The 16,271-nt window shown below is 72.4% G+C and carries 16 protein-coding genes; 5 read left to right on the top strand and 11 right to left on the bottom strand.

The genetic code is table 11. The features are described from left to right. Positions 1–114: 114 nt before the first annotated feature. A complete protein-coding gene (locus ACFPZN_RS53525) occupies positions 115–300 on the bottom strand; it encodes a DUF397 domain-containing protein (protein ID WP_378292644.1) in 186 nt (61 codons plus the stop codon). Beyond that, positions 291–1,097: a helix-turn-helix domain-containing protein gene (locus ACFPZN_RS53520; RefSeq protein ID WP_378292642.1), complete on the bottom strand. Its 807-nt coding sequence runs from the start codon at positions 1,095–1,097 to the stop codon at positions 291–293. Before ACFPZN_RS53520 ends, ACFPZN_RS53525 begins: the two co-directional genes overlap by 10 nt. Before the next feature lie 184 nt (positions 1,098–1,281). On the opposite strand from ACFPZN_RS53520, the gene ACFPZN_RS53515 reads away from it, so the two are divergent. Continuing rightward, complete coding sequence (locus ACFPZN_RS53515) at positions 1,282–1,668, top strand: ATP-binding protein (RefSeq protein ID WP_378292640.1); 387 nt, start codon at positions 1,282–1,284, stop codon at positions 1,666–1,668. Here ACFPZN_RS53515 and ACFPZN_RS53510 read toward each other — a convergent pair. Next, the gene (locus ACFPZN_RS53510; protein ID WP_378292638.1) at positions 1,658–2,251 is read right to left on the bottom strand and encodes a TetR family transcriptional regulator; all 594 of its coding nucleotides are present in this window, start codon (positions 2,249–2,251) and stop codon (positions 1,658–1,660) included. The two genes, ACFPZN_RS53515 and ACFPZN_RS53510, sit on opposite strands and share 11 nt — an antisense overlap. A gap of 55 nt (positions 2,252–2,306) precedes the next feature. On the opposite strand from ACFPZN_RS53510, the gene ACFPZN_RS53505 reads away from it, so the two are divergent. After that, positions 2,307–3,107 carry an SDR family NAD(P)-dependent oxidoreductase gene (locus tag ACFPZN_RS53505; protein WP_378292636.1) on the top strand — a complete coding sequence of 267 codons (801 nt, stop codon included), beginning with the start codon at positions 2,307–2,309 and terminating at the stop codon, positions 3,105–3,107. Here ACFPZN_RS53505 and ACFPZN_RS53500 read toward each other — a convergent pair. From ACFPZN_RS53500 to ACFPZN_RS53490, 3 genes are all read right to left on the bottom strand, one after another. Continuing rightward, positions 3,069–5,126, bottom strand: coding sequence for an alkaline phosphatase family protein (locus ACFPZN_RS53500; RefSeq protein ID WP_378292634.1), 2,058 nt, complete (start codon positions 5,124–5,126; stop codon positions 3,069–3,071). The two genes, ACFPZN_RS53505 and ACFPZN_RS53500, sit on opposite strands and share 39 nt — an antisense overlap. Positions 5,127–5,245: 119 nt before the next feature. Continuing rightward, positions 5,246–6,118 carry an alpha/beta hydrolase family protein gene (locus ACFPZN_RS53495; RefSeq protein WP_378292631.1) on the bottom strand — a complete coding sequence of 291 codons (873 nt, stop codon included), beginning with the start codon at positions 6,116–6,118 and terminating at the stop codon, positions 5,246–5,248. Positions 6,119–6,291: 173 nt separating this feature from the next. Beyond that, a complete protein-coding gene (locus tag ACFPZN_RS53490; RefSeq protein ID WP_378292629.1) occupies positions 6,292–7,470 on the bottom strand; it encodes an MFS transporter in 1,179 nt (392 codons plus the stop codon). 60 nt (positions 7,471–7,530) lie between these two features. Between ACFPZN_RS53490 and ACFPZN_RS53485 the strand changes: the two genes are divergently transcribed. Beyond that, the gene (locus tag ACFPZN_RS53485; RefSeq protein ID WP_378292627.1) at positions 7,531–8,505 is read left to right on the top strand and encodes an ArsR/SmtB family transcription factor; all 975 of its coding nucleotides are present in this window, start codon (positions 7,531–7,533) and stop codon (positions 8,503–8,505) included. A gap of 12 nt (positions 8,506–8,517) precedes the next feature. Here the strand turns inward: ACFPZN_RS53485 and ACFPZN_RS53480 are convergent, their stop codons facing one another. The 4 genes from ACFPZN_RS53480 to ACFPZN_RS53465 form a co-directional block, all read right to left on the bottom strand. Then, positions 8,518–10,002, bottom strand: a complete 1,485-nt coding sequence (locus tag ACFPZN_RS53480) for a DEAD/DEAH box helicase (protein ID WP_378292625.1) — start codon at positions 10,000–10,002, stop codon at positions 8,518–8,520. A gap of 216 nt (positions 10,003–10,218) precedes the next feature. Then, positions 10,219–10,422 carry a cold-shock protein gene (locus ACFPZN_RS53475; RefSeq protein ID WP_378292623.1) on the bottom strand — a complete coding sequence of 68 codons (204 nt, stop codon included), beginning with the start codon at positions 10,420–10,422 and terminating at the stop codon, positions 10,219–10,221. 205 nt (positions 10,423–10,627) lie between these two features. After that, positions 10,628–12,394, bottom strand: coding sequence for a hydroxysqualene dehydroxylase (locus ACFPZN_RS53470; protein ID WP_378292621.1), 1,767 nt, complete (start codon positions 12,392–12,394; stop codon positions 10,628–10,630). A gap of 34 nt (positions 12,395–12,428) precedes the next feature. Then, positions 12,429–13,517, bottom strand: a complete 1,089-nt coding sequence (locus tag ACFPZN_RS53465) for a hypothetical protein (RefSeq protein ID WP_378292619.1) — start codon at positions 13,515–13,517, stop codon at positions 12,429–12,431. A gap of 141 nt (positions 13,518–13,658) precedes the next feature. Between ACFPZN_RS53465 and ACFPZN_RS53460 the strand changes: the two genes are divergently transcribed. Then, a complete protein-coding gene (locus ACFPZN_RS53460; RefSeq protein WP_378292617.1) occupies positions 13,659–14,306 on the top strand; it encodes a TetR/AcrR family transcriptional regulator in 648 nt (215 codons plus the stop codon). Here ACFPZN_RS53460 and ACFPZN_RS53455 read toward each other — a convergent pair. Then, positions 14,303–14,944 (bottom strand): TetR/AcrR family transcriptional regulator, encoded by a 642-nt coding sequence (locus ACFPZN_RS53455; RefSeq protein ID WP_378292615.1) that lies wholly within the window; start codon positions 14,942–14,944, stop codon positions 14,303–14,305. The two genes, ACFPZN_RS53460 and ACFPZN_RS53455, sit on opposite strands and share 4 nt — an antisense overlap. Before the next feature lie 91 nt (positions 14,945–15,035). Between ACFPZN_RS53455 and ACFPZN_RS53450 the strand changes: the two genes are divergently transcribed. Continuing rightward, the gene (locus ACFPZN_RS53450; RefSeq protein ID WP_378292613.1) at positions 15,036–15,965 is read left to right on the top strand and encodes an oxygenase MpaB family protein; all 930 of its coding nucleotides are present in this window, start codon (positions 15,036–15,038) and stop codon (positions 15,963–15,965) included. Positions 15,966–16,271: the final 306 nt, after the last annotated feature.

Raw genomic sequence — 16,271 nt, 5'->3', positions numbered from 1 at the left:
GGTGCTGGCACTGACCGCAGCGATCTGGCACAACGACCACACCGGCCAACAGGTCAAACGATCACTCACCGCTTTTGATCACTGACCGCACCCAAACCCCTTGGAATCAACCGTCTAGACGCGCTTGATGGCGTCGGTGAAGCGACGGAATTCCTGGCGGCTGATGGGGAGTTTGGGCCCCTCGGGGTCCTTGCTGTCGCGAACGAGAACAGCGTTGGAGATCGAGGCGACCTCGATGCAGTGCCCCCCGTTGTTCGAGCTGCGTGATGACTTGCGCCATTGTGTGGTGCTCAGATCCATCTTTCTGTCGCCACTTTCCTGATGAGTTGGGCTGACTGGTTGAGGGGGTAAGCGAGAGCTTGAATTGACGCGAACTGATCGTTGAGGCTTCTGATGTCATCGCGATCTGCTGTGGTGTCCCCGCGAAGTGCGCCTTCTCTGTATGCTATCTCGCCGCCGTCCTTCAGGTTGCCGATGACGAAGGCGCCAGAGAGGCCCTCGTGGTTCACGCTGGGAACGATCTGTACCTTCACTCGCTTTGAGGAGATCGCGAGCAGGTGCTCTAGCTGGGCGGACATGATTGCCGGGCTTCCGATCTCGCGGTAGAGAACGGACTCGTCGATCACGCAGAGCAGGCTCGGCGGGGCCGGGTCCGTCCGGGTGAGGATGTCCTGCCGGGTGATGCGCGTTTCCGCCGCCCCTTCGTCACCTCCCAGCAATGCGCTCGCGTATTCGGGGGTCTGCAACAGGCCGTCGATGATGAGCGGCTGGAAGCTGCGGATGTGCGTGGTCTTGGGTTCGTGCTTGAACCAGTTGGTGAACCAGGTCGGGACGGCGCCGGACTTCTTGAAGAGGCCGTCCCAGAGGCGGGTGAGGGCGTCGCGGCTGTCGAGGGCGCGGTCTGACTCGACGGCCAGGGAGCGGTCGCAGCGTGATTCGCCACGTTCGGCCGCGCTGATGGTGCTCTTGGCGAACGGGATCTGGTCGGCGAGCTTGTCCAGGGAGAGCCCCGCGGCTTCGCGGTAATGCCGGAGTTCGCTTCCGAAAAGGGCTTCGGGGGATTCCCAGGGGCGGAGGTCGTTGGGCCGCTGCGGCATTTGTGTTGCTCCTTTCGGTACGCGGGGTGCTGATGACCGGCGATGGCCGGTGACGGCCGTCAATAACCGGTCGGGGTCTGTTCTTGGCCGTACTTTGGCTGGTCGGCGTGCGTTTCGGCGCATTGAGTGTGGCGCCGGGCACATCATTTCACCAGCCGGTCGGAAACGTTCCAAGGAGCCTTCCATGATCACCGAAGAAAGCGTGGAAACAGCCGTGTTCGAATCGTCGGACCGGGCACCGGGAGAGGCGCGGGCATTCGTGGCAGCGACCTTCGCTCGCTGGGGCATAACGGAGCACTACATGGCGCGCCTCGTAGTGTCGGAGCTGGTGACCAACGCCTACCGTTATGGTGAGGGTGGGATAGGAGTCCGACTCTGTCTGGGCGGGCAACATGGGCTTCCCGTGGTGGAAGTGTACGACAGAGGAAGCGAAATGCTCACCCTGCTGCCGGAGAATCATGCGGCGATCAATGGGCGCGGGCTGGCGACAATTGCGGACATCTGCGACGCATGGGGTGTACGGCCCGTGAAAGAGGGCGGAAAAGTCGTATGGGCGCGACTTAAGCTCTGATGTCGGTCATTTCCTGGAAGAGGGATTCGATCAGCTGGGCCAGTTCTTCTGGGTCCGCGTCGGCGAGTGCGGGCGTGGTCAGGACGCTGCGCATGAGCCATACGCCCGCCTGGACGGCGAGCATCAGTTCCGCGCGGATCCCGGTTCCGCCGCCGGAGAGTTCCTCGGCGAGGTGCCGTCCGGGGTGCCGTCCGATCGCTTCGCGCATGATCTCCGCGGCTCTGGGGTTGGCCGCCGACCTGAGCATGAGCAGGAAGGGGCCGAGTTCCTCCGCGTCCGGCGCCGTCCGCGCCACCAGTGTGCGTGCGGTCTCGCCGGCCAGTTCGCCGCCTGTGCCCGCGATGACCGTGCGCGGTGCGAAGGCGACGTCGACCGCCTCGGTGAAGAGCTGCTCCTTGGAACCGAAGTAGCGGTTGATGAGCATCGCGGTCACGCCCGCGTCCTGGGCGATGTCGCGGACTCCGACGCCGTCGTAGCCGTGCCGGGTGAAGGCCGCGATCGCCGCGTCCAGGATGGCCTGCCTGGTGGCGGCGGCGTCGCGGCGGCGCCTGTTCGAGGGGGCGGGCGCTGGGGTAGCACTCATGTCTACGAGTGTATACTTCCAGAGAAGTCTACGGGTGTAGACATGAGAGGACATCATGGATCTTCAACTGACGGATAAGCGCGCGCTGGTCACCGGCTCCAGCTCCGGTCTGGGCGAGGCCATCGCGAGGGCTCTGGCGGCCGAGGGTGCCGACGTCGTCGTCCACGGTCGCGACCGCGGCCGCACCGAGGCCGTCGCCGCCGCCATCCGGGCGGACGGCGGCAGCGCGCACGTCGCCATCGGCGACCTGACTTCCGACCCCGGCGCCGACACCGTGGCCGAGGCCGCGCTGGCCCGCGGGCCGATCGACATCCTGGTCAACAACGCCGGCGCCTACCCCCACCGGACGTGGAAGGAGGCGACCGCCGAGGATTGGCGGGAGACCTACGAGGCCAACGTGACCTCCGGCGTCCGCATGATCCTGCGCCTGGTCCCCCGGATGCACGAGCGCGGCTGGGGGCGCGTCATCCAGATCGGCGGCGGGCTCGCGCTCCAGCCGGGCGCCGACCTGCCCCACTACACCGCCACCCTGGCCGCCCGCCACAACCTCACGGTGTCGCTGGCCCGCGAACTGAAGGGGAGTGGGATCACCTCGAACACCGTCGCGCCCGGCGCCATCCTGGTCGACGCCGTCCAGCGGTACCTCACCGACCTTGCCCCGGACCGCGGATGGGGGGAGACGTGGGAGGAGATCGAGCGCAACGCCATCGAGGAGCTGGTGCCGAACGACGTCGGCCGGATGGGACGGCCCGAGGAGATCGCCGGTGCGGTCCTCTACCTCAGCGGCCCGCTCGCCGACTACGTCACCGGCACGACGCTACGGGTGGACGGCGGTACCGTTCGCGGCGTGCACTGAGAGGGCCGTGGCCAGGGTGGCTGGGATGGCGATGAGGGCGGTCAGGGCGGGGACGGCGATGCCCGAGTCGTTGACGGCGAACCCCGCGACGGCCGTGACCAGGACGGCGGGCAGGGCCATCCGCAGTGCGGGGATGTCCCGCAGGAGGGGGCCGAGGAGCCCGTCGCGGCGCAGGGGCAGCGCTAGGAGAAGGATGAGCAGGGCGAGCGCGGGCAGTGTGAGCCAGGCGCTGCCGAGCGAGTTCAGCATCGAGTCCACCTTGCGCTCCAGGACGGGTCCGGCGGCGCCGTCCAGGAGGCGGAGCCAGAAGTCGCCGAGGTGGGAGCGGGCGTCGGCGGGGCGCCGGGCGTCCAGCCAGGAGAGGGCGCCGACCAGCACGATGCCTGCCGCGCCCGCGAGGAGGATCGGCCGGGCCGAGACGCGGCGGCCCGATGCCCACAGGGCGACCAGCACGACGCCGGGGGTGAGTGCGAGCACGCCGCCGAAGTCGCTGCCCCAGCCGGGCCAGCCGTCCACCACGATGGCGGCGCCGCCGACCAGGAGGGGCAGCGCGACGGCGAGGCGGCGGCGTCCGGCGGCGAGGGCGTGGGCGGCGAGCCCGGCCGCGCAGATCAGCGTCGCCGTGGCGAAGAGGGCGAAGGTGAGGTTGCCGAACCCGTAGAAGCGCCCGGCGGCCAGCGAGAAGTTGCCGTTGAGGCTGTCGGCCTGGAGCGGGGATCCGGCGATCGCGTCCGCGGCCAGGGTCAGGCTGGTGATCGCGGCGACCACCGTGACGGGTCCGAACGGGCGGCGCCGCCACGGCCCGGCCAGTGCCGCGGCGACGACGGCGAGATCCGCCGCGACGACGGCGGCGGTGAGCGCGCCCGCGGGATGCTCGCCCCGCCACCACGGCACGAGGTTGGCCAGGTAGGTCGCGATGGGCGCGGCGGCCGCGGCCAGTGCGGCGAGGCGGGCGAGGGAGAGGACGGTGCGGCGCCGTGCGGTGGGGCCGCGGCGCCAGGCCCAGGCGGCCAGGGCGTAGGCGAGCAGTTGGCCGCCGACGAGCGCGATGTTGAACGGCGCCACCATGTCCCGGCTGATGCGTGCGGCCAGGTCGCGTTCCTGGAGGTGGGCGACGGCGGTCGGCGGGGCCTGCGGGGTCTGGTGCGTCCAGGACGCGCCGGTGATCTCGCGGGGGACGGGCAGCCGCAGCAGGCTCAGGACGGTCGGGGTGACGTCGGTCAGGGACAGCAGGCCGGGGCGCCGGGTGGACGAGGCGGTCAGGTAGCCCGGTCCGGCGGGGGCGCCGCTGTCGATCGTGACGCGCAGCCCCGAGTGACCCGCGTCCGCGACGCCGACGACCAGCACCGTCGCGCCGTCCGGGACGCGGTCCAGGACCTCCCCGATGCGACGGTCCGCCCGCGACAGCGTTGTCGCGCGGCCGCCGGTGCCGTGCGCGATGTCGTCGACGTCCACGACGGTGAGGGCGCAGCGCCTCCAGTCGCGGCGGTCCATGTCGCGGACGCGGTCGCGGTAGTGGCGGACGTGCCCGGTGGAGTCGGCCGCGGCGAGGGCGCCGCCCGGCCCCACGGCGGTCGTGCAGCCGCCCGTCCTGCGCACGGCGTCGCCGAGCAGGCCGACCCGGGCGGCGTACCCGGTGGCGGCGTTGTGGGCGCGCAGTCCGGCGTGGCCGGGGACGACCGCGCCCGCGCCGTCGCGCCGCGGCTCGGGCGGCGGGGCGCAGCGGTTGCTCGGGGGCTCGGCGCGGGCTCCGGCGGAGATGGTCAGCCAGCCGTCGGACGCGCAGGTCCGGGGTGTGACGCCGCGGACGGCGATGTTGGCGATCCCGCCCCGGCTCGCCATCCGCCACAGGACGGGCGTGGCGTGCGGCTTCACGTCGCCCCAGCGCAGGCCCGGCACTCCGACCAGCACCACCCTGCCGTCCGAGGCCGTGGCGGGTGCGGCCGCCAGGAGCGGCAGGACGCAGAGTGCGGCGAGCAGCGTCACCGTCAGGAGCACGCGGCGGCGTAGAGAGCCCATGATCGGATTGTGCGGTCCGTCCAGTAACGACCCGGTCGCGTTTGCGTGTCTCCCGCACGCGAACGGCCGGTGGCGGGCCGCGCCAGGTCGCGGCCCGCCACCGGGATCAACGGTCGGGATCAGGAGCCGGGGCAGGTGTCGCGGTAGTCGGAGATGTCCCCGATCGCCCGCGGCGGCGGGCAGAGGAACTGCTCGTAGCGGGTGTCGTCGTCGATGTACCGCTTCATCCAGCTGATCATGTACTTGGCCACGGTCGTGTTGGAGGTCTGCGGGAAGAAGTGGCTCGCGTTGTCCAGCTCGAGGTACGCCTTCTCACGGGCGCCGCTGAGGCTGTTGTAGAACGGGATGGCATGCGTGCTCACCCCGGCGACGGCATCGGCCTCGCCACCGAGGATCAGGGTGGGGGTGCGCACCTCGGGCCAGGTCTTGTCCAGGTTCCAGGGCGCGATCGGGATGGCGGCCTTCAGCGAGGTGCGGGACGCGGCCGCGTGGAGCGTGCCGCCGCCGCCCATGGAGTGACCCGCGACGGCCAGGCGGGACGCGTCGATCCGGCTGCGCACCGAACTGCTCTGGGTCAGGTAGTCCAGGGCCGCCAGGAGCTGCCGGCCGCGGCTGTCGGGCTGGTCGAGGGTGGTGTTGGTCTCGATGCCGATGACCACGAAGCCCTGCGAGGCCAGCCGCGGGCCCAGCCACGACAGGCTCGACCAGTAGGCGGTGAAGCCGGGGGAGATGGCGATCGCGCCGAACGTGCCCTCGCTGGTGGAGGTCGGGTAGTAGATCGTCCCGCCGCCGAAGCCGGAGACGCCCAGGCTCGGCACGTTGGTCTGCGAGGTGGCGAACGGGCCGCGGATCGCGGTGACGCTGGACTCGGTGGGGGCGGGGCCGCGTTCGTAGGGGTTGGCGGCGGCCGCCTGTGCGGAGGGCGCCGTGACGAGGCCCGCGATCAGGGCCGCGCCGGCACCGAGCAGCGCGAGTGACTGCTTGCGGAGCATGGTTCTCCTCTCACTGACGGTCAAGCGGCGGGGGGTGCACGCCTGCCGTATTGGATGCGCCGTCAGTGTGTTGCGCCCGTGTTACGCGGGCATCGGTGAAACCACCGTCCTCGGGACGGGCGCCGCGAGCTTGTGAACGACCACAGCGGGCGGCCCCGCGCGGTTGTGACCGCTCACAACGCTCCGGTTTTCGGCGCGGCCGTACGGAGCGCGGGAGCGAGGGCGAGCGTGACGGCGATGGAGGCGGCGGCCATCACCGCCATGCCGGTCGCGGGAGAGGTGTGCTGCGCGACCGTCCCGGCGAGCGCGGCGGCGACGCCCTGCATGGCGAGCATCCCGGACGAGTGCAGCCCGAGCGCCTGCCCCTGCATGTCGCCGGGCGTCAGCGCCATCAGCCGTTCGGTGAGCAGCAGCGTCGCGGAGTAGCCGTACGAGGCGACCAGCACGGCGGCGGCCACGACGGGGAACGCCGGGTCGAGCAGGAAGACCAGGTACGGGACGGCCAGGAGCAGCCGCAGGAAGGGCTCGAGCCGTCGCCGCCACGCCGCGGACAGGAAGCGTCCGGTGACGGTGTCGCCCGCGAGCATCCCGAGCGCGGCGACCGACAGCAGCACACCCGCGTTCTGGGGTGTGTACGGGACGAACAGCGACTCGCACCCGACGATCAGCCCGTTCGGCACCCACAGCGCGAGGTAGACGTACCGGCGCGGCGGCGACGACCACAGGCGCGCGTTGGTCCGCCAGGTCTGCGCGACCGACGGCCGTCCCTGCGCGCGCGGCGGCCGGGGCGACAGCCGCAGGTACGCGACGGCCGCGGCGGTGAGGTGCAGTGCGGCGCCGGTCAGCAGGGTGCCGCGGGCCGACAGCCCGGCGACCAGCGCGGCGCCCGCCGCGAACCCGAGGACCTGCATCGTCCCGGAGGTCATGTTGAGGACCGAGCGGCCGATCAGGTAGCCGTCCCGGGGGAGGATCTCGCCGAGCAGGCCGTGCCGGACCCCGCCGCCGACCGAGGCGACCAGCCCGAGCGCGACCACGACCAGCACGCCCGCCCAGCCCGGCAGCCCGGGGGTCGCGAGCGCGGCCGTACCGGCGGCGGAGGCCAGCGCCAGCCCGGCGGTCGCGGCGCGCGGCGGCAGCCGGTCGGCGGCCGACAGCAGCGTGGTCGCGCCGACCACCTGCACCAGCGACGGCCCGAACATGCTCAGCGCCGACAGCAGCGGCGACCCCGTCGCCGTGTAGACGAGCGTGCTGAGCGCCAGCCCGCTCACGGTGGTCGCGGCGCTGTGAGCGGTGGCGGCCGCGAACAGCGGGGTGAACTCGGGGGAGGCGAACAGCTCCCGGTAGGTGCGCATGGCCGGAGTCTGCGGAGCACGCCCGGCCCGGCGTTAATGTTTCGCGGGAGGTCGAAACGTATGGGTTTCTGGCAGGTGGGCGCGGACACGCTCGCGCGCGGCCGGTTCGTGCTCTCGCCGCTGGCCGAGACCGTGGCGTGCCTGAAGGCCCTGGAGAAGGGGACGGCCGCGCATCCCGGCGAGCGGGCCTGGCTCGCGGCGCACCTGGATACCTACCGGGAGCGGCTGGCCGCCGACCCCGTCACCGCGCTCATCGTCCGGTCCGCGCTGGGACGGCGCTGGAACGCCGACTTCCTCACGCCCGCCCCGTCCGGCGAAGGCGAGCCGACCTTCCACGAGGAACTCGAACGGGTCAGGGAGACACCGCCCGAGGCCGCACGCGCCCACCTGGTGATGGCCCTGGAACGTCCACTACCCGAGAGCCTGCGCCGCCGCCACGACGTGGCCGACCGCGCCGCGGACCTGCTGGAGTGGGTGTGGACGGAGACGGTCCTGCCGTCCTGGCCGCGCCGCCGCCGGATCGCCGAGGCCGACACCGTCGCCCGGACGCGGCAGCTCGGCCGGGGCGGATGGGCGGCCGCGCTGGACGACCTGCGCCCCGGCACCCGCTGGCTGGGCGGGGGCCGGTTGCAGATCAACGCGCACGACTACCCGCCCCGCGACATCTCCGGCGCCCAGCTGTTCTTCGTCCCGGTCACGCCGCGGTTCGGATGGGTGGCGTGGGAGGAGCCGTACCGGTACGCCGTCGTGTACCCGTGCGCGGGCCCGCTCGCGGAGGCCGGGCACGCCCCGGTGCCCGAGGCGCTGGCGCGGCTGCTGGGGGCCGGGCGCGCGAACGTCCTGGTGCTCCTGGAGTCGCCGAAGAGCACCACGCAGCTGGTCGCGCTGACCGGGCAGGCGCTGGGGTCGGCGGGCCGCCACCTCAGGGTGCTGCTGGACGCCGGTCTGGTGGGACGGCGCCGCGCCGGGCGGTCGGTCCTCTACTACCGCACGGCGGCCGGCGACACCCTGGTCCGGGCGGCCGGGGACCGCTGACGGCGTCGCGGCTCAGGTGTTCTGGGACGACACCCTGCGCTGCGGCTTCCGTCCACGCGAGGCGGCCGGGTCGTGACGCGTCTGCTCGCTCACGGCGTCGCGCGTCCCGCGGCCGCGGCGCGGCTTCCGCCTGCGACGCGACGCCTTCGCGGGCCCCTCCCCGGAAGCCTTCGCGGACCCCGCCGCCTCGCCGGGCGCGCCCGCGGCGGGCTTCCCGCGTGCGGCGGTTTTGCCGGGTGCCGTGTTCCTGGAGGTCGCGCCTGCGGCGGAGTTCTCGCGTGCGGCGGTCTTGGCGGGTGCGCCTGCGGGCGCGGTGGTGGCGGACGTGGCGGGGGCTCCGGTGAGCTCGGCGAGCCAGGGGTCGGCGGAGTGGACGCGGGTCGTGCGCGGGGTGATCCCGGCGGCCGACATCAGGCGGTCCATGTCGCGGCGCTGGGCGGGCAGCACCAGCGTGACGACGGTCCCCGAGCGCCCGGCGCGCGCGGTGCGCCCGCCGCGGTGCAGGTAGTCCTTGTGGTCGTCGGGCGGGTCGACGTTGACGACCAGGTCGAGGTCGTCGACGTGGATACCCCGGGCCGCGACGTTGGTGGCGACCAGCACCGTGAGCGTCCCGGAGCGGAAGCCCTCCAGGGCGCGGTTGCGCTGCGACTGCGACTTGCCGCCGTGCAGCGACGCGGCCTGGACGCCCCGCGCCGACAGCTTGCGGGCGAGCCGGTCGGCGGCGTACTTCTTGCCCACGAACATGATGACCCGGCCGTCGCGGGCGGCGATGCGGGCGGTGGTGTCGTGCTTGTCGTCCTCGGTGACGTGCAGGAGGTGGTGCTCCATCGTGGTGACCGCGCCGGCGGGCGGATCGACCGAGTGCGTGACCGGGTGGTCCAGGAAGCGGCGGACCAGCCGGTCGACGTCGCGGTCCAGCGTCGCGGAGAACAGCATCCGCTGCCCGTCGGACGGCACCTGGTCCAGCAGCTTGGTGACCTGCGGCAGGAAGCCCATGTCGGCCATCTGGTCGGCCTCGTCCAGGACGGTGACGGCGACCCGGTCCAGCCGGCAGTCGCCGCGCTCGACCAGGTCGGTGAGGCGGCCGGGCGTGGCGACCACGACCTCGGCGCCGCGCCGGAGCGCCTCCGCCTGGCGGTTGAGGGACAGGCCGCCGACGACCGTGGCCGTCCGCAGCCGTACGGCCTCGGCGTACGGGGCGAGCGCGTCGGCGACCTGCTGCGCCAGCTCCCGCGTGGGGACCAGCACCAGGGCCAGGGGACGCCTGGACTCGGCGCGCCGTCCGGCGGTGCGGGTCAGCAGGGCCAGCCCGAAGGCGAGCGTCTTGCCCGATCCGGTGCGGCCGCGGCCGAGGACGTCCCGTCCCTGGAGCGCGTCGGGCAGGGTGGCCGCCTGGATGGGGAACGGCTCAGTGACCCCCTGGCGCGCGAGCGCCTTCAGAAGGGCGGGGGGCAGGTCCAGATCCGCGAAAGCGGGGGAGCGACGGTCAGCGGGCAAGCGGAATGCCTTCCTCGGGTGGCACGTGTCGAGGAGTACTCCGCTGCCGGGCCCGGAGGCGACACGGGGCCGGACGAAAAGTCCTGCGAAGGAATCTCAAGAACGAACCATGGATGAAAAAACGAGCGGCGGCGGGCCGCGGTGAAGCGGTCCGCCGCCGCACGCGAGTCAGCGCGGGCCTGAGCGGCCCGGCTTGGTAAAGCGTGTGTCGCGGGCTCAGGCGGGGGTGATGTTCTCCGCCTGCAGGCCCTTCTGGCCCTGCGTGACGTCGAAGGAAACCTTCTGCCCCTCCTGCAGCTCACGGAAGCCCTGGCCGGCGATGTTCGAGAAGTGGGCGAAGACGTCGGCGCCGCCGCCGTCCTGCTCGATGAAGCCGAAGCCCTTTTCAGCGTTGAACCACTTCACGGTGCCGGTGGCCATATGCGTCTCCTTATGGGTCGGTCCCCGTTCCGCACCGTGCGGGACGGGCAGCCGCGGATTCAGCCCCATCCGGAGGATCCAGATCAACAAAAAATGCGCCTGAGGCGAAACCGTCAGGCGCACACAAGAGTCTATGGGAACCGCAACTGGCATCGACATTACCACATGGTTCCCGGACTCGCCTTCGGTGCGCCCGGCGGCGCGGTCAGGGGATGTCGAACAGGTTGGGCCTGCCGGCGCGGTAGCGGCGTGCGTCGATCTCCTTGAGGCCGTCGAGTTCGGGTGGCTGGTAGAGCGTCCACAGGTCAACGGGCCCGGCGGGGGAGTCGGCGGCGTCCAGCAGCGCGTTGACGGCCGCCCGCCCCGACTCGTTGGCGCCCTCCATGGTGGCCAGGTCCATGCTGGTCCGGACGTAGTCGCCGGCCATGAACAGGTTGGGGATCCCGGTCCGTGGGGTCGGCCGTTTCGCCCAGCTCCCGACGGTGTTGACCATCAGGGGCTCGTCGTTGGCGTTGCGGCCGGCCGCCGGATCCCAGCTGATCGCGGGATCGAGGAACCAGGAGTGCAGGATGTCGTCGGGGAGCACGGAGCGGCCCGTGTCCTCCAGGTGGTCCTTCATCTGCGCCCAGCACTCCTGGACGACCTGGGCCGGGCTGCACTCCTTGGCCGGACGGCCGTACAGGATGCCTGGGGTGTCCCAGTCGGAGACGTCCAGGGACAGGCAGTCGGCCACGTTCCCGTCGCCGTAGTCGCGCCGGAAGTCCTTGCCGTCCCAGAGCCTGCTCTGCAGGACGGCGGTGAGCTGCCACGGCGAGTCCATGAAGTTGACCTCCTCGCCGAGGCCGGCGGGGGTGCGGCGCAGGAAGAGTTGCAGGCCGTTCATCCACTCGGTGTGCAGGTCTTTCAGGCCCTCCAGCTCCGGCGCCAGGGCCAGGACGCCCGGGGTCAGCAGCGCTCGTGCCCGTTCCACCGGAACCGCGCAGACGAACCAGTCCGCCTCGGCGGTGCGGCGGCGTCCCGCGGAGTCGGCGACCCGTACCGACCGGATCCGGCCAGAGTCGATCTCCAGCGCCTCGACGGCCTGCCCGACCTCGAACCGGACGCCGCGGCCGGTCAGGTAGCGCACCCACGGGTCGATCCACGCCTCGTTGGTGGGCGCGTCCAGCATCCGCGCCAGACCGCCGTCGGCGCCGAGCCCGAGCCCCGACAGCAGGAACGCCTGGCCCATGGAGCCGACCGTCCGGGTGCTGGCGACCTGCTCCTTGACGGCCACGAGCCCGCGGGTGAGGAACCTGGCCACGATGGCCTGGTAGTCCCTGGACCTGCCCTCGGCCCGCACGTACTCCCACCACGGCAGCCGTTCCCACTGGCCGAGGCGCCGCTCGTCGCTGCTGGTCACGTAGACGATGAACCGGTTGACGAACAGGGCCAGCTCGGCGGGCGGGATGGCGGCGACCTGCTCCACCAGGCCGGTCAGGGTCTCCTTGAGCACGTCCAGGGTCAGCCCGCCGCCGGGTGAGGTCAGCTCGGGGACGATGATGTCCGAGCGTCCGTCGTTGCGGGAGATCCGGGTCGAGGACAGCGCGAACATGTTGTCGTGGACGCCGTTGGCGTTGCCGGGGAACGGGATGCGGCGCATCGTGTCGGGGACGTTGCGGTAGAAGCCGGGGAAGAAGCGGAACCCGTGCTCGCCCTGGAGGTCCTGGCGCCCTTCCTTGCCGGTGCCCTGGACGGGGATGCTGCGGGCCTTCCCGCCCAGGGCTTTGCGCTCGAAGACGGTGACGTCGAAGCCTCGTTCGACCAGTTCGTGTGCGGTGGCCAGCCCGGCCATGCCGCCGCCGAGCACGGCCACCGTCCGCTTCGCCCTGGACGTGGCCGCCGCGCGGGCGGAGGGGACGGGCAGCAGCGCGGCCGCGCCCGCGGCGGCGGCGGTGCCGGTGAGCACGCGGCGTCGTGAGATACGCGTCGTCATGGTCGCTCCTGGGGTGGGAGGAGATGAGGCCGGATCAGGAACGCGGCACCCTGGCCGACAGGGTCCGGATGTGCTCGATGAGGCCGAGGGAGCCCGGGACGGTGCGCCCGAGCGACTCGGGCAGGGCGAGCAGGCCGACGTCCAGGATGAACGGGTCCACCACGTGGAAGGTGCGGTCGAGCCCCGGCCGCTCGCCCTTCAGGCCCTCGGGCGTGGCGAGCAGTGAGGACGGGCAGGTCGCCCTGGTGGCCTCCGGATAGGAGAACAGGCCGGAGGTCCGCCACTTCGACAGCGTGAGCGTGCTCATGCAGCCGTAGGTCTCCTCGCGGGTCACCCGTCCGACCACGCCCTGCCAGGTGCCGTCGCCCTTCACCACGCCGCCGAGCAGGGTGGCGGTGCCGTCGGGTTCGTGGGAGACGCCCCATTCCCAGCCGGAGTAGCTCTGGTCGAGGACGTTGAACTTGCCCCAGTTGTGGTCGTGGTAGCCGCGCCAGCCGTCCACGCTGATCGGGGACGAGGCGCCGGGCGGGCGGAGCCAGCCTTTGACGCGGCTGGTGGCCACGGGCGCGGACCAGTACATGTCCTGGCCGTTGTCGTACTTGATCGGCCCGCCGGTCACGCCCGGCAGCGCGTCGTCGAACCAGATGTCGGCCTTGGCGAAGGTGCCGGTCCACTTCAGGTGGTAGGCGCGGCGCCGCTCGTCGTAGACCAGGCTGCCGGCGCTGCTGCGGACCTCGGGGCCCTCGGTCGCCGTCACCTTGGCGGTCGGCTCGGGGAGCACCAGCTTGGCGCCCTCCTCCGGGTACCAGAAGATCACGGCGGTGGGGAGGGGCGCGGTGAACAGCATCGCGATGAACGTGCGCTTGGTCTCCGGATCGATGACGTGCGTGTACCACCACTCGGTGGTGGAGCCGGGGTGCGGCCCGTCGTCGGAGGGCTCGGCGAGCTTGCCGGGCACCTGCGTGAGGTCCGAGCCGGTGATGTCGGTGGGCGGGATCTCCCAGGCGGCCCGGGGCGGGGCGGGCGGGGCCTCCGCCCGCGCGGCGGCCGGTGCCGGGGAGAGGGCGGCCAGCGCCGTGACCGTGAGAGCGAGTGCGGCGATGCCGGTTCTGGGACGTACCACGTTGAGCCTCCTTGGCCGAGCCCCCGTGACGTCCGGCTCCCGCGGTGAGCCGTGGACCGAGTGTGATTCGGTTAAGGAGGGCTGTCAAGCACAGTGTCGACACACTGTCCGACATGCCGTCCGAGCGGGTACGCTGCGGCCATGTCCTCCACCACGCGAGCGCGCGGGAAGGTCCGGGAGCGGCGCGAGGACGTCCGGCGCCGCGTGCTGCGGACGGCCGCGGAGATGATGGCCGACGGGACGCCGTACACCGAGCTGCCCGTCCAGCGCATCGCCGAGCGGGCCGGGGTCGCCCGGTCCACCTTCTACCTGCACTTCCCGGACAAGAGCCGGCTGCTGATCGCGCTCGCCGAGGAGGCCGTCGACGCGCTGTTCGGCGAGGCCGTCGTCTGGTGGCGGGCCGACCACTCCGGCGGGGAGGAGGACGTCGCCCGCGCCATGCGGCAGATGATCGCCGCGTACCGCGAGCACCGCCGCGTCCTGCACGCCCTCGGGGAGGTCGCCGGCTACGACCCCGACGTCGCGGGCTTCTGGCGCGACCGGATGCGGGGGTTCACCGAGGTCGTCCAAGGCCGGCTCGACGCCGAGCGGCGCGCGGGCACGGTCGACCCCGCGATGGACACGCCGACGACCGCGCAGGTGCTGATCTGGACGGTGGAGCGGACCATCTCGGCGCACTGCCACCACGACGAGGGCCCGGGGGACGACCGGATCGCCCGCACCCTGGCCCGCTCCATCTGGCTGATCATCTACGGCGTCGCCCCGCCGGCCCCGACCGACCGGCGCTAACCGCCGCGCGGGAGGTGCGCCTCGGCCGTGGCGTGCAGGGAGAGTGAGAGGTCGACGGCGCGGTCGACGACGGCGTCCAGGTCGTCGCCGAGGCGGCCGTCCGCCCACTGCTGGGCCAGCTCGGTCATGGCGCCGGTGAACATGGTGGCGGCGACGACCACCACGAGCGGCGGGTCCTGGACGGCGCTCATCGCGAGCACGCCGTCCAGCAGGGCGGTCTGCGCGGCCCGGCGGCGCTCGGCCAGGACCTCGTTGCCGCGCGCCTCGACGAACAGCACCCGGCCGCGGCGCGGGTCGTCGCTGATGAAGCGCAGCACGGCGCGGATGCCCGCGCGGGTGCGCGGGCCGGGGCGGGGGCCGGCCTCGCCGAGGGCGGTGGCGAGGACGTCCGCGAGCGCGGTCGCCTGCTGGTCGTAGACGGCGGCGAGCAGCTCGCCGGTGTCGGCGAAGTTCTCGTAGAAGTAGCGGGTGTGCAGCTCGGCCTCGCGGCACACCGCGCGGACCGTCAGCGCCGCCTCGCCCCCGTCGCCGAACAGCCGGAACGCGGCCCGGACGAGCATGTCGCGCCGCTCGTCGCGGCGCCGGGCCGGGGGGATCCCCGCCCACCGGGTCGACGTGGCCGTCCGGACGCTCGCCATGGCGGTCACCCTACCAAGACTGGACACGGGCGTACCCAGACGCTTACCTTTCTGGATACAGCCGTATCCAGAAATGGTTTGGGAGATCCGGATGCCACCGAACGACAACCTCCTCGCCCGGCGCTTCGAGCGGTCCTTCGACGCCGACATCCGCTCCAGGTTCTTCAAGGGCCTGGAGTTCGCCGGACCCGAAGGCGACCCGGGATGGTTCGGCCCCGGAAGCGCCGTCTGGTACGTCCACTCGCACCTGCCCACGCTGATGCTCGGCCTGGTCGCCGCCGCCTACATCGAAGGGCTCGACCCGAGCATCAGCTGGATGGCCTACGACCACTCCCGCATCCCCGAACGGGTCGACGGCGTCCCCACCGGCGGCATCGACCCCGAGGGCGCCGCCGTACGGCTCGGGCACTCGCTCTCGTTCTTCATCGGCACCGCCTACGGCTCCACCGCCACCGCCGAGCGCCTGGCCCGGACCGTCCGCGCCATGCACCACACGGTCAAGGGCACCCGTCCCGACGGGCTGCCCTACGACGCCGACGACCCCGACTGGCTGAGGTGGAACTACGCCACGGTCGTGTGGGGGCTGGCGACCGCGCACGAGCGCTACCACCGCCGCCCGCTGCGCGGCGCCGACCTGGAGCGCTACTACGGCGAGTTCGTCCGCGTCGGCGAGGCCCTCGGCGGGACGGACCTGCCCGCCACCAAGGCCGAGACCGCCGAATGCCTGGAGTCCTACCTGCCGCGCCTGGCGGTGACCCCGATCAAGGCGTTCGGCACCGGGCCCAACCTCCGCGACAGCAAGGCCAAGCCGTGGGAGCCCGGCAGCCCCTTCATGGACTGGGCGGCCCGCGACATGCTCCCGGGATGGGCGCAGAAGCTCGCCATGTACCAGCCGCCCAACCCGGCGGCGCTGCGGCTGCGCCGGGGCGCGCTGTGGGCGGCGCTGAACGGCCTGCACGACGCCACCGGCCCGCTGCCGGAGTTCCGGCGGGCCAAGGCCCGGGTCGCGGGCGGCGTCTAAGCGCTTATTGCATGCGCGAGCTGCGCTCCTCGCCTGGCGGCTCGTCGCTTGTCGCGCCTGCGGCGATCGCTGCATCGCTCCGAACTCGCCTGGCGGCTCGCTCCGCGATCAGGTTCTCGCTCCGCTCGAACCTGCCTCCGGACGCGATCGCAACGCCTGGGCGACCGTTCGGGGCTGGGCCGACAGCTGAGGTGGTCTCCAACCGAAAAGCCCCACCCCATGCCGGGTGACATGCCGCTCGTCAGGGTGTGCGGCGATCGCCGCATCGCTCCGAACTCGCCTGGCGGCTCGCTCCGCGATCAGGTT

Source organism: Actinomadura rugatobispora (genome assembly GCF_042656285.1).
GTDB lineage: Bacteria > Actinomycetota > Actinomycetes > Streptosporangiales > Streptosporangiaceae > Spirillospora > Spirillospora rugatobispora.
The sequence above is the reverse complement of the archived record's forward strand: the minus strand, read 5'-3'. Positions and strand labels throughout refer to the sequence as shown.